The 12,322-nt window shown below is 61.5% G+C and carries 9 protein-coding genes; 5 read left to right on the top strand and 4 right to left on the bottom strand.

The window, feature by feature from the left end:
* Positions 1-2 precede the first annotated feature (2 nt).
* From NMAG_RS03755 to NMAG_RS03735, 4 genes are all read left to right on the top strand, one after another.
* Positions 3-869: a sulfite exporter TauE/SafE family protein gene (locus tag NMAG_RS03755; RefSeq protein ID WP_004216564.1), complete on the top strand. Its 867-nt coding sequence runs from the start codon at positions 3-5 to the stop codon at positions 867-869.
* 314 nt (positions 870-1,183) lie between these two features.
* Positions 1,184-3,202 (top strand): right-handed parallel beta-helix repeat-containing protein, encoded by a 2,019-nt coding sequence (locus NMAG_RS03745; protein WP_004216562.1) that lies wholly within the window; start codon positions 1,184-1,186, stop codon positions 3,200-3,202.
* A gap of 79 nt (positions 3,203-3,281) precedes the next feature.
* Positions 3,282-3,878, top strand: a complete 597-nt coding sequence (locus tag NMAG_RS03740) for a hypothetical protein (protein ID WP_004216561.1) — start codon at positions 3,282-3,284, stop codon at positions 3,876-3,878.
* A complete protein-coding gene (locus tag NMAG_RS03735; protein ID WP_004216560.1) occupies positions 3,853-4,371 on the top strand; it encodes a metal-dependent hydrolase in 519 nt (172 codons plus the stop codon). The genes NMAG_RS03740 and NMAG_RS03735 overlap by 26 nt, the downstream gene beginning before the upstream one ends.
* 172 nt (positions 4,372-4,543) lie before the next feature.
* Here NMAG_RS03735 and NMAG_RS03730 read toward each other — a convergent pair whose 3' ends face one another.
* Together NMAG_RS03730 and NMAG_RS03725 are read right to left on the bottom strand one after the other, a co-directional pair.
* A complete protein-coding gene (locus tag NMAG_RS03730) occupies positions 4,544-7,315 on the bottom strand; it encodes an efflux RND transporter permease subunit (RefSeq protein ID WP_004216559.1) in 2,772 nt (923 codons plus the stop codon).
* 93 nt (positions 7,316-7,408) lie between these two features.
* Positions 7,409-9,010: a COG1361 S-layer family protein gene (locus NMAG_RS03725; RefSeq protein ID WP_012996416.1), complete on the bottom strand. Its 1,602-nt coding sequence runs from the start codon at positions 9,008-9,010 to the stop codon at positions 7,409-7,411.
* Positions 9,011-9,333: 323 nt separating this feature from the next.
* Between NMAG_RS03725 and NMAG_RS03720 the strand changes: the two genes are divergently transcribed.
* Positions 9,334-9,942 carry a TetR/AcrR family transcriptional regulator gene (locus tag NMAG_RS03720; protein ID WP_012996415.1) on the top strand — a complete coding sequence of 203 codons (609 nt, stop codon included), beginning with the start codon at positions 9,334-9,336 and terminating at the stop codon, positions 9,940-9,942.
* Positions 9,943-9,996: 54 nt separating this feature from the next.
* Here NMAG_RS03720 and NMAG_RS03715 read toward each other — a convergent pair whose 3' ends face one another.
* Together NMAG_RS03715 and NMAG_RS03710 are read right to left on the bottom strand one after the other, a co-directional pair.
* Positions 9,997-10,428 (bottom strand): thiol-disulfide oxidoreductase DCC family protein, encoded by a 432-nt coding sequence (locus NMAG_RS03715; RefSeq protein WP_004216555.1) that lies wholly within the window; start codon positions 10,426-10,428, stop codon positions 9,997-9,999.
* Positions 10,429-10,871: 443 nt separating this feature from the next.
* Positions 10,872-12,251 carry an FAD-dependent oxidoreductase gene (locus NMAG_RS03710; protein ID WP_004216554.1) on the bottom strand — a complete coding sequence of 460 codons (1,380 nt, stop codon included), beginning with the start codon at positions 12,249-12,251 and terminating at the stop codon, positions 10,872-10,874.
* Between the last annotated feature and the right edge of the window lie 71 nt (positions 12,252-12,322).

Here is a 12,322-nt window from a genome sequence, read left to right as displayed (position 1 = left end):
CTATGGCGAGACTCGTCAACGGGTTCGGACTCGAGTCGATTCCGGTCCCGCGGATCGTCCTCGATCAGTGTTACGACCCGGCGCTCGATCCGACCGCAATGGAACCGGTCAGTATCGTCGTCTTCGCGCTGATTGGACTCCTGGGTGGCGCACACTGTCTGGGAATGTGTGGGCCGCTAGTGACGACGTACTCGGATCGGCTGCGCGCACAGAACGGCGGATCGTCAGCCCGAAACGAACTGACGGTGGGCATGGTCAAACAGCACGCGCTATTCAACCTCGGCCGGACGGTCAGCTACGCAGCCATTGGCGGACTGTTCGGCCTCGCGGGGTCGCTGGTCTTCGTCTCCCCACAGGCGGTGACCGCCGTCGCGACCGACGTTCACGCGGTCGCCGGCATCGTCGTCGGTACGCTGATCGTCGTGATGGGGATCCACTACCTCGCCGGGCGCGGTCTCATTGGCGGCTCGGTTACCCTCCCGCTCGTTCAGCCGCTCCTCGAGCGGGTTCACGGCCGACTCCTCGCGAACGTCGACTCCTGGGTCGGTGATAGCCGGATCGCCGGGCTCGGCGCGGCACACGGACTGCTTCCCTGCCCATTGCTGTACCCGGCGTTTCTCTACGCATTCGTACAGGGGTCGCCGTCGGGTGGCGTCCTCGCGCTTGCCGCACTCGGACTGGGAACGGTGCCGTCGATGTTCGTGTACGGAACGCTGTTTCAGTCGCTCAGCCCCGAAACCAGAATAAAACTCCACCGTGTGCTCGGGCTCGCGTTCGTCGTGCTCGGGTACATTCCACTCCAGCACGGACTCGCGACGCTCGGTATTCACCTTCCGCACGTCCCGCTGCCGCACTATCAGCCACTCTAGAACGCGCTGAATCGGCTCTTCGCCGGGGTCGCGGTAGATCCACGCACGATCTTGGTCGACCTCGAAGAACTCGATGACGTCGTCCGCATCGCGGTCGTCGTACGCCACGGTTCGTTCCTCGTCATCGAAGACCGAGAATCGACGCCACCGCGTGGACAGGCGTGGATCTGCCAGTACCGATACGAGGTCCCGGTAAAACCATCACGATCGAGCGCCACATATCGCGGGTGTTGCGGGCTTGAACGTCCGATACTTCGATAACCGTACCAGACCACCTATTGTGTCGGCCCGCCCAGAAACGGGCAACGCTACCGATGGTTTCCTTCCGTCGTCTCCTTTCGATTTCGGTTCTTTTCGTCGTCGTGATCGCCCTCGCCGGAGTCGTCGGACTCTTCGCCGTCGATGCTGGCTCGGGACCCGACACCACAGACCCGGTTCCGTTCCACGATACCGTTACTACGGGTGTCGTCCTCGAGAACGTGGACGATGCGGACGGCTCTGACGAGATCGACGTACCGAAAGCACAGGTGTTCTACTCCCAGTACGAGTACGTTGTCGGCTACCGCGGCGTCGAACGATTCGTCGACGCATACGACACACCCGACCACGAGGAGCGCTTTGGCTACCCACTCGCGGTGTACGTCACGGACTATGGCGCCAGTGACGACGTGCAACTCACCGCGGAGGGATATCCAACGCTCACGGACGGATCCACAGACTGGATTGATGCCGAGTCGGCAGTATTCGTCGTCAACAGCGAGGCTCGAACGCCTGCAGGCGAGACGGTCGTTCCTTTCAGCGACCGCGCGGACGCTGACACGTTCGTCGATAACCACGGCGGGACCGTCGTCGGCTGGGAGAACCTACTCGAGTACGAGTTCGAGATCGACGACGCGGACGTGGTCCGGGATCGCGCCGTGCAGCGCCATGCCCACGCCGACGAACTGGTCGCGGAGACGACGACGCTTCGGGATCGCTCCGTTGCGGTCGTCGTTGGCGAGGACGCAGCCACGCTCGAGGAGGCCGTCGAAATTGCGCCGGCGGAATCGACGGTTATCGTTCCCGAGGGTGTCCACGAGGTGCCGGATGAGATTGAGGTGGACCGGCCGATCACGATCGTTGGACAGGGTACCGGTGACAGTGGCACAGATAGTGGTTCTGACGGTGACGGTAATGGTGACGGAAACGAAACCAGCGCTGTAACAACTCTCCGTGGCAACGGTGATGGCTCCGTCCTTGTGCTCACATCCGACCGTGCGGCGGTCGCAGACCTGCGGATCGACGGCGTCGGCAACACGACCGAACCAGACGAGGACGAAGATCGTGACGTCGACGACGCCCTCGAGATGGCGTACGGCCAGAGTGATGCCGGCGTCGAACTCGACGAGGCACCGAACGCGCTGGTCGAGAACGTAACGATCGAGACACCGGCGACCGGTGTCTTGCTCCGGGACGCGCCCGAGAGCGTCGTTCGGAACGTCTCCGTCCACGGCAGCGACCACTGGAGTGACAGTTACATGGCCGTCACGACGATCCGCTCGCCGAACGCCATCGTCGAAGACTCGACACTCACCGGCGGTCGTGACGGAATCTATCTCCACCGCTCGGACGGGATCGTGTTCCGGAATAACGAACTCGAGAACAACCGGATCGGCGTCCACCTGATGTACACCTCGAATACCCTGATTGCAGACAACCGGATCGAGGACCCGATCTCGACAGGGATTGACGTGATGACCAGTCCCGAACACAATGCTGTTGTCGGCAACGAGGTTCGGAACGCCTCACAGGGAATCCTCATGGCAGGCTCACGCTCGTACGTTGCAGACAACCTCGTCACCAACACACAGGTCGGTCTGACCACCGGTGCCGGGAACTCCATCTATGAGGGAAACGTCCTCGCGGACAACGTCCAGGGCGTGCAGGCTAATCACATGCTCCCGACCAATGAGGTGACTGGAAACGACTTTGTCGGGAACGACGAACACGCCAATGCTCGGCTCGGTACACTTCGAGTCTGGAGTGAGGACGGCAAAGGGAACTTCTGGCACGGTGCTATCGGCGTACCGGGATCGGACACAGGGACTGTCACCGACGGGGCTACCCTTGAGCGCTCGTACGCACCGACGGATCCGGTCGACAAGCGTCTCCATCGCGTGGATGGCACCCCAACACTCACTCGTGCGCCGGCAATCGATGCCCGTTCGATGTTCGAGGGGGCGGTCTCGGGCATGCGATCTGAGAGCATCGTCGATCGCGCGCCGCTTTGCGAACCGGCGAATCCAGACCTGCTCGAACGCACGGAGTGGGAGCCGCCGGAACGAACCTGCTAAGTAGCCCCACTCAACCCGCCAATTGGGCTACCCGGATCAGAAAACCTATTCCATCCCTGCCGTTCTATCCATCGAACACATGGCGGAACCGTTCGGACAGCGCGGCCGTCTGCTCGCAGCTCTGCTCTTGTTTGCGCTCCTCTTTGGACTCATGGTCTGGGCCGGCGCATCGCCAGCCGAGCCGATGGAACAGCCGGGCCCCGACGAAACCGACGTCCCACAGGATCGAGCCGCCTACGTCGGTTCCGAAGTCACCCTTGGGGGCGAAGTCGTCAGCACTGATCCCGTCGTCATCGCAACCAGAGCCAGTGGCTACGGCCAGTTTACCGTCGTCGATGCCGAAAATGCACTGGTGAATACTGATGACCCACTCGAGTCCGGTGACCAGCTTGCTGCTTACGGAACACTCGAGGACGAGTCGACGCTGGTCGCGGATCGAACGATCGCCAGGCAGTCGAGCGAGATGCAGTATATGTACGCGGTGTCGGCTCTCGGTGGCCTGTGGGTCGTCGGCCGGTTCGTGTGCGGGTGGCGGTTCGACCGGACACGGCTGGCGTTCGTGCCGCGAGAGCAGCGGCCGTCTGTGACGGGCTGGCTCTCGAATCAGTTCTCGGGCGGGCTTGCGAGAGTCCAATCGTTCACCAAGAGCGATGATCGGGGTGAGCGCCGTGGCTGACGTCTTGACGCACGTGCTGGCAGGGTACGTGATCGGCTCGCTGTTGTCGATGCGTTACGAGTGGATGCGACCGGCGCACGTGACACTGGTGATGATCGGTGCACTCGCACCCGACTTCGTCAAGATCGAGTTGCTACTCCCGGATCCGGCGGTCTCGTTCCTGCTCGGGGTTCCGTTCTCCTGGGCACCGCTGCACACGCTGGTTGGAACGCTCATCGTCGCATTGCTTGGATCATTGTTCGTCGCACCGAAGCTCCGACGGCGGGCGCTCGCCCTCATCGTCGTCGGGGTCGTCTCTCACCACATCCTCGATATCGTGCTCGTGACTGCCACAGGCTACTCCTATGCGGTGTTCTGGCCGATTTCGGACTACCGCTTCCCGGCGGCGGACCTGTTCCTGAGCAGCGATCGGTGGCCGGCGCTCGTTGCGGGTGCGAGTGCGCTCGTGGTCTGGTTTCTCAACCGTCGTCGCTCCGGTGCGAGACGGGCATAGACGACCCTGCGCTGTTGTGAGTGGTAGAATACTGGCTGGCAGACGCCGACCGAATTGAAATTGGTGCCAGAGTCGGAGCCGGAGTCGGAGTCGGAGTCGGACCCGGAGTCCGAACCGGCCTGGAACCGGAACAGAAACCAGAAACCACCCCGATCCCAGCTCCCACTCCCGACTACGCCGTCGCCGACGGGAACCACTCGAGTTCCCCGTAGCGTTGCTCGAGTCGGTCCCAGACGATCACGACCGATGGGAGGACGAGAATCGACGTGAACCAGGCGTAGAAGACGCCGAGTGCGAGCAGCAGGCCGAACTCCATGATCAGTGGGATGAGCGCGAGGTACAGTACGCCGAGGCCACAGACGGTCGTGAGCATACTGCCGGTGAGCGCGCCACCGGTTCCCTGCACGGTCACGAGCAGCGCCTCGTGGGTATCGTCGCGTTCCTCGTACTCGTCGACGAATCGGTGCATCAGGTGAACCGTGTAGTCGACGCCGAGTCCAATCGAGACCGAGAGGATCGGCGCGTTGATCGGACTGAGTGGGATGTCGAATACCCGCATCGATCCTGCAAGTAACGCGACGGCGAGCAACACCGGAATGAGATTGATGACGCCGTAGATGGCCCGTCCCTCGAGCCACCAGTACGAGAGCACGAGGAAGACGATTGTCAACACAAACGCGACGAACAGGCTGGTGATCGACGAGTCGGTCGTCTGCTCGATGACGGTCTCGAATAGCACGAGTTGGCCGGTTGCCGTTGCATCGAGTGTCATCTCGTTTGCGACCTCGGTCGCCGCAGCGACGGCCTCATCCTGTTCGGCGTCGACATCCACCTGAATATCGATTCGTGTGGCGCTCCGGTCGGTCGTCATGCGGTCTGCAGTCTCGTCCGGAGCGGCGTCGAACAGCGCGTCGTAGACGGCGTCAAGCTCACGGTCTGGTATCTCGTCGCCGCTACTGTCGTATCGCGTCACCGTCGCGTCGAACGCTGGATCGGCGGCTGCCTGCGCCTCGATCGTATCGATCAGGCTGTCCGCATCCGCTTCCCTGCCGTCCGACTCGAAGGCGTCTGGTGGATTCTGTAGCGCCTGATCGAGCTCTCTGAGCGCGTTGTCGTCTCTGAGCCCTGGGTCCTCTATGTACACTGTTACGGACCCCTCGAGCCCCTGCTCGAAGTCCTCCTCTAGGTGGTCGAGGACTGTCAGGAACGTGTAGTCACCTGCCGAAAACGGCTCAGGGAGCGACTCGTACTGCTCCATCCGTTCTTCGTCGGGGAAGAACGCCTCATCGTCGAACTCGGTGTCGACGCCCGTTCCGTACGCTGCAGCACTTGCACCGATCACGAGCATCGAGACCAGGAAGAGCACGGGCACCACCCGAGCGATGTGGACGCCGACCGGGAGCACCCGTCCCAGGAACGACTGCTCGCTTCCGAGCGGCGTCGATCCAAACTCGGGAAACCGGGTCCCCTCGCGGAGCCGGTCGAACCCGACCTTCCCTGCTGGCAAGAAGACGCCGAAGATGAGGAAGGTGAAGATGATTCCCGAAGCAGCCACGATCCCGAAGTCGCGGGTCATGTCGCTGAGCAGATTCGCACCGAAACTGAAGACCGTCGTCAGGGTGACGATGAGCAACGCCGTCGTCAACTGTCCGGTCGTAATCTGCATTGCCTCTCCGATCGGGACACCGGTCGTGCGCTCCTCGCGATACCGGTTAATGATATGAATCCCGAAGTCGATTCCGACAGCGAGCAACAGCGGGAAGACGGTGATCAGTGAATCCGAGAACGGGATCTGGGCGAATCCCATGAACCCGAACGTCCAGATCATCGTCATCACCAATGCGACGAGTCCGAGACCGAGGTCGATCGGATCACGGTAGGCGACGAGCAGGAAGAACAGGATCAAAATGATCGCTGCCGGGAAGACGACGATCGATGTGTCGCCGAGCAACTGTAAGGTCTCCTCCTCGAGAATCGCATCACCGAAGATGACGACGTTGTCGTCAGTGTCGAAGCCGTCTATCTCGTTCGCCAGATCCTGTGTCTCGAACTGCAGGTTCGCGTAGTCACCCGTCTCCGCCATCGGTGGCGTATCGTACGTGACCGCGATCTGTGCGACGTTCGCACTCGCCGACGAGCGAGTGAAGTCCGTACTTACCGGCAGCCCACTCGTCTCGTCGGCTGTCGCAATCGCCTCATCGAGCTGGCGTTGCGACGCTCTGTCGACCGCCCGGTACTGTTCTTCGGGCGTCGTCGCCGACGGATCGAGTTGCGTGGCGACGAGGGAAGCCGGACTGGTACTCGAGACAACCCGAAGGTCGCCGTCGTTCTCGATCCGGTCCTGGAACTCGAGCATCCGCAATAGACTCTGCTCCGACAGGACGTTTCGATCGTCCGTGATGAATAGCTGTGCCGACGTGCCACCGCTCGACCGGTCACCACGGTCGAAGTTCTCTTGCATGTCCTCGAACGCTTCGTAGGCCTCGGTATCTTCGGTGAATTGGTCAGCACCGGCTTCCTGTCCCGCGCCACCAGCTAGTGCACCGCCGAGGAAGACACCCGTCAGCAGGAGAAAGACAGCGACGATGGTCCACGGGCGGTTGGTGATCAGGGGATTGACTCGGCGGGTAAACGGGTCATCGCCACGCGATCCGCCGTCCGAGCCACCATCCGAGCCACCACTGGAGACACTACCGGAGCCACCATCCGAACCACCACTGGAGCCGCTACCGGAGCCACCATCCGAACCACCACTGGAGCCACTACCGGAGCCACCATCCGAGCCACCACTGGAGCCGCTACCGGAGCCACCACCGAGCGAGCCGAGCCGATCACTGAGGGTCCCAAAGAGGCTCACACCGGCGCCACCACTCTCCGATGACGACGCCTCTGATGCCGTCTCTCCTTGTGTCTCCGCCGGCTGATTCGATCGATCTTCACTCATCGCTCTTTGGACGTTCGACCGACACTGGTTTGCTTACAGGAGGGCCTGAAACCGGGTTCACGGCGTGAAACGGTGGTTGATACATCCGTCTGCTCACGTGCGCCGCCACCAGAACCCGAGTCCGAGGCCGACGGCCGTCAGTGCCGTCATCACGCCCACCGCCGAGCCGATGAAGCTACCGCCGTCATCCGTCTCAACAGCCTCGACATCGATCGGATGCTGGTAAACGTCCGAGATCGTCGTCTCACCGCGTTCGGTCTCGTACTCGAAGTCGAGTTCAACCGGGTGTGTTTCGGCTGGCGCGTCGGCAGCGGCCGCCACGTCGAACGTCATCGTTGCCGACTCACCGGGTGCAAGTTCCGGCACAAACGCCTCGTCGTTGCTCGTCTGCAGCGGACTGTCCGTGTACAGCTTCGCGTCAATATTCGATAGCGTCTGCTGGCGCTCGTTAGTAATCACAAGTTCGAACGACGTTTGCCCATCCTGTGGAACGGAGATCCCGTCGTCAGTCAGGCTGAACTCATCCTGTTGAGGATCGACAAAGACGCGCTCTGAAATTGGGCCGTCCTCGAGTGTGGCGTCACCGCTGCCGGTGTACTCGACGGAGAACCGAAGCTGTCTCGGCCCCTCGTCGGCCTGTCCGCTCACGTCGGTCGGGTAGCGGAACGTCGTCGTTTCACCGGCATCGAGTTCGGGTAGCGCGTATCGCGTGTCCTCGATGAACAGCGACTCACTCATCGGCTCGACGATCAGGACTGCGTCGTCAACCGCTCGTGGGCCGTCGTTCGTTATTTCACCGGTGATCTCGCCGTCGTAGCCGACGGCGAGGGTGTCCTCGAGTTTGTCGATCGAGAACGACTGCTCTGAGGCGGGAGCGAGGCTTGCCGTTTCGGACTGACTCTCGCGTTCGATTCCCGAGGAGTCACGGTAGCTGAACTGGATATCGAGCGGCTTTTCGCCGCCACTGAGTGAGCGATCGAGCGCAACATCGACAGTGAACGTCGTCGACTCGTTCGGCGCCAGATCGCCGATGATCTCCTCTGCTGGTGCTTCCGGGGTGCTGCCATCGATCGTGACACCAGTCCCACCGGTGATCGTGGCACGCGTGACGTTTGCCTGTTCGGTCCCCGTGTTCGTCACTTCGATCGTCGCAGGGCCGCTGGCACCTGGCTCGACATCTGTCTTCACGTCGGAAATGTCGAACCGCGGTTCGTCAGGAACAACGACGGTAACGTCGTGGGTTTCCGAGGCGGTTTGTCGTTGCGAGACTCCCGCCCGATCAGAAACCATGCTCGTGTATGCGTAGCGAACGCGAACCGACACATCGTACTCACCGGGCTCGATATCGTTCGGGACTTCGATTTGCTGTGGCACAGAGACGATCTGTCCGTCCTGAATCGGCCCGACTGCGGTCTCGCCGGACTTCGACTCGAACGGCCCCGTGTCCTCGAGTTCGACCGATGTCGCGCGAGCAGTCAGCACCTCCTGACCGGTGCCGACGGTCAGTTCGGCATCGTTCTGGATATCGATCTCGATCATCTCGGTCCCACCGGGTGCGACCTCGTTGTCCGAGAGATAGAGTTCGAGATTCGGTTCGCCTCGTTCGAGGGCGCCACCGATCGTCGGGAGGGCGAGAAGCGCGAGGAGACACAATCCGAGCACCACGAGGGCAGCGGTGTGTCTGGACCGACTCATGTGGTGCCCCCATACTCGGTTCGATACTGTGTTGCCGTGTCGATGGCTGACCCGCAGTGGGTAGCGAGTCGCTTCCACGACCGGACGCGAGAAGAGGTCATTACGTGATACAGTCGTCAGATCGTATATAGCCTTTTTGATTGAATGTTCATTCAAACGCTTATGGAGTGGCGTCGATACCACGTTGGTATGCACGATACACAGGTGCGTCACGGGGAAAGAAGCCACAGTCGATGGCAACGGCTGAGACGCCGCTCTCGTTTCCAGTTCTGCCTCTCTCAACTGAGTCGACTGGCAACCGCTGCAGCAGGTCACCTGAACCGATGAGTATCGATCCGTTCGCCACCGTCTCCGGGACGCGCGAAGAAATTCTCGCAGCAACCTATCGGGCACTCTGTGATCACGGCTATGCCGATCTCACACTCTCGGTGATCGGTGACGAACTCGAGAAGAGCCAGTCGCTTATCTATCACCACTACGATGGCAAGGACGAACTCGTCCTCTCGTGTCTCGAGTACATGCTCGACTATCTCGAGTCGACGCTGGACGAGACGGTCGACGACCCACGGGAAACCCTCGAACAGACGATCGAACGCGTCTGCACACCGGTGGACTCCGACCCGGAGCAGTCGGTTCGACGGGTGTTCATCGAGTTGCGTGCGCAAGCGGCTCACGACGCCGCGTACCGCGAACACTTCACTCGGAGCGACCGAGTGTTCCGAGACTGGCTCCAGTCGGTTATCGAGGCGGGCATCGATTCGGGGACGTTCGTCGACTGTGAGTCGGGACGGGTGGCCGAAGTACTGTGTGTCACGCTGCAGGGCATTTTCTTCCGACGAACGACTGTGACGACGACGGCGTGGCTTCCCGAGACGAGCGATGAGCTCGTGGCAACGCTCGAACACACGCTGTACGCACCAGAATCGGCGTAAAATCAGACTTTGCAGCTAGCTGCTGTGCTTACTCGTCAGCTCCGAGTCGCTCGTTCACTCCAGAAACCGCTGCTGGACGTTCCCCGTCGGCATCATACACTGGTCTTTCTTGCCGAACAGACGGTACCGGTTGGCCGCGACGAGGTCGTACACCCAGTCACGAACCCGTCGCGGTACGAACCGAAACGGTCGGAGCAACGCGTAGACACCGCCCAGAATCGACGCGATTCGGATGACGGCGGCCGACTTGACGTAACAGTCCTCACCCTCGATAAGCACGATGGACTCGAGTTCGTCCGTCGGTAACCCGTGCTCGGCGAGCAGTTGCGTCGCGACGTCAGACTGGAGCGAGGCGAAGTAGAACTGCTCGTCAGTGTCGCGGGGGACGAGAAACTGAACGAAGCCGTTACAGAGGTTGCAGACGCCGTCAAAGAGGACGATGGGGCTGTCGTCCGGGATCTTCGTCTCGGGCGTATCAGGGCTCATTCGAGGACAGTATATTGGGACAGGAGCCAGTTCAGCGTTTCGATGCGGCTAGATCTGGATGATAGTTGTGTCTGCGTATACGTTGGGTCGTGCCCGTGGCTGATCGCTGGGGGCGATGTACGGGAGGTGTGTCTGGGGGCTGGTACGTACCAATCTGGCTGACGTCACTGCTCGGAACGCAAACGTCGTGGGAGACTGTTCGAGTGAGTTTATCCAGGACGATGACGACGATGGGCCGGACGTCACGATTCTGTCCTGATTGCTCTCGCCCCCATCTGTCGCTTTCTCTCGTTTGCATAGTGCATCCCGAATCCCGAGGTGTTGCGTGCAGACTGGAACTCGAGTACGGAATAGCCAACGTCCGAGAGAACAATAGTCGTGGTGTAGTCGAGTGCTGACTCGCTGACGTTGTCGTCGGCGCTGTCGTTATCTTTGACGTTGTATCAGTCGTCAGCCGCTGCGGCTTCCGTTTCCGACGTTGCCTCCGCGCGTTCGAGGTCGTCGAGATACTCGTCGACGTCAAGTGCGGCCTTCGATCCCATCCCGGCCGCGGTGACGGCCTGCTGGTAGTGGTAGTCGACGACGTCGCCGGCACCGAAGATGCCGGGCACGTCAGTCTCGGTCTGGCCGCCGCCATCGCCGCCCTGGGTTCGGAGGTAGCCCTCGTCATCCATCGTTACGCCAGTTCCCTCGAGATACTCCGTGTTCGGCGTGTGGCCGATGGCGAGGAAGACTGCGCCGACGTCGAACTCGAACTCGTTGGTCTCGGGGTCATCGAGTCGGTCAGTGGGGTGGCCCTGGTCGTTTTCGACGAGCGTAACGTGGTCGACGCCAGCCTCCTGCGAGCCGTGGACCTCGACCAGTTCAGTGTTTTTCATGATCTCGATCTCGCCCTCCTCAACCTTCTCGTGGACGCGGTCGATCCAGTAGTCCTCTGCGCGGAATTCTTCACGGCGGTGGGCGATGTAGACGGTGTCGGCGAACTTCGTGAGGAAGGTGGCTTCCTCCATGGCTGCGTCGCCGCCGCCGACGACGAGCATGTCTTCGCCGCGGAAGAACGCGCCGTCACAGGTGGCACACGTCGAGAGACCGTACCCCATGAGTTCGTCCTCGCCAGGAACGCCGAGCGTTCGGGCGCTGGCACCGGAGGCGGCGATGACGGCGTCTGCGGTGTAGACATCGCCGTTCGTAAGTTCGACGCGGAACGGGCGCTGGTCGGCCTCGACAGTGTCGATGATGCCGTTTTTCAGGTCGGCACCGAACTGCTTGGCCTGCTCTTTCATGTTGTTGACCAGCTCTGGGCCGCTGATTCCGTCTGGGAAGCCGGGATAGTTCGCGACGTCCGTAGTGAGTGTGAGCTGGCCGCCGGGTTCGTCACCTTCGATCACGAGCGGGTCGTTGTTCGACCGACCGGCGTAGATCGCGGCGGTGAGGCCGGCAATACCCGTGCCAGCGATGATGAGTGGGCGGTGCTCGATGGTGTCTTCACCTCCATCGTCACCGTCGCCGTCACCGTCACCGTCCCCGCCGCCGTGGCCATCGTTCCCGACATCGTCCGCAATGCCGAGTTTCTCGTCGAGCTCACCGGTCTCCTCGAGTGCGCTGGTGTCGTCCCAGCCACCGATCAGTTCGTCGTCGATAAACACCTCGGGTGCAGTCTTGCGGCCGTCGGCGCGCTCGACCATCTCCTCGAACAACTCGTCGTCGCCCGTGACGTTGTACACGTCGTACTCGATTCCCTTGCTGTCGAAGAGGTCCTTCGCCTTATCGCAGTAGGGACAGTTCGTCTTCGTGTAGATTTCGACGCGAGGCTGGTCGCTCATCTGTCTGTCCATTGGTAGGGAAACGGCGCGTAAACCCCTTGCGTTCCCAGCAACGGGCCGCTGTGTATCAC

It is taken from the genome of Natrialba magadii ATCC 43099, from assembly GCF_000025625.1.
GTDB lineage: Archaea > Halobacteriota > Halobacteria > Halobacteriales > Natrialbaceae > Natrialba > Natrialba magadii.
This window is presented reverse-complemented; position numbering and strand designations above follow the sequence as displayed.

Excerpts from the sequence above, each read along its gene's own strand:
- NMAG_RS03755 (WP_004216564.1), top strand. The coding sequence starts at position 3 with ATGGCGAGACTCGTCAACGGGTTCGGACTCGAGTCGATTCCGGTCCCG.
- NMAG_RS03745 (WP_004216562.1), top strand. The coding sequence starts at position 1,184 with ATGGTTTCCTTCCGTCGTCTCCTTTCGATTTCGGTTCTTTTCGTCGTC.
- NMAG_RS03740 (WP_004216561.1), top strand. The coding sequence starts at position 3,282 with ATGGCGGAACCGTTCGGACAGCGCGGCCGTCTGCTCGCAGCTCTGCTC.
- NMAG_RS03735 (WP_004216560.1), top strand. The coding sequence starts at position 3,853 with ATGATCGGGGTGAGCGCCGTGGCTGACGTCTTGACGCACGTGCTGGCA.
- NMAG_RS03730 (WP_004216559.1), bottom strand. The coding sequence starts at position 7,315 with ATGAGTGAAGATCGATCGAATCAGCCGGCGGAGACACAAGGAGAGACG.
- NMAG_RS03725 (WP_012996416.1), bottom strand. The coding sequence starts at position 9,010 with ATGAGTCGGTCCAGACACACCGCTGCCCTCGTGGTGCTCGGATTGTGT.
- NMAG_RS03720 (WP_012996415.1), top strand. The coding sequence starts at position 9,334 with ATGAGTATCGATCCGTTCGCCACCGTCTCCGGGACGCGCGAAGAAATT.
- NMAG_RS03715 (WP_004216555.1), bottom strand. The coding sequence starts at position 10,428 with ATGAGCCCTGATACGCCCGAGACGAAGATCCCGGACGACAGCCCCATC.
- NMAG_RS03710 (WP_004216554.1), bottom strand. The coding sequence starts at position 12,251 with ATGAGCGACCAGCCTCGCGTCGAAATCTACACGAAGACGAACTGTCCC.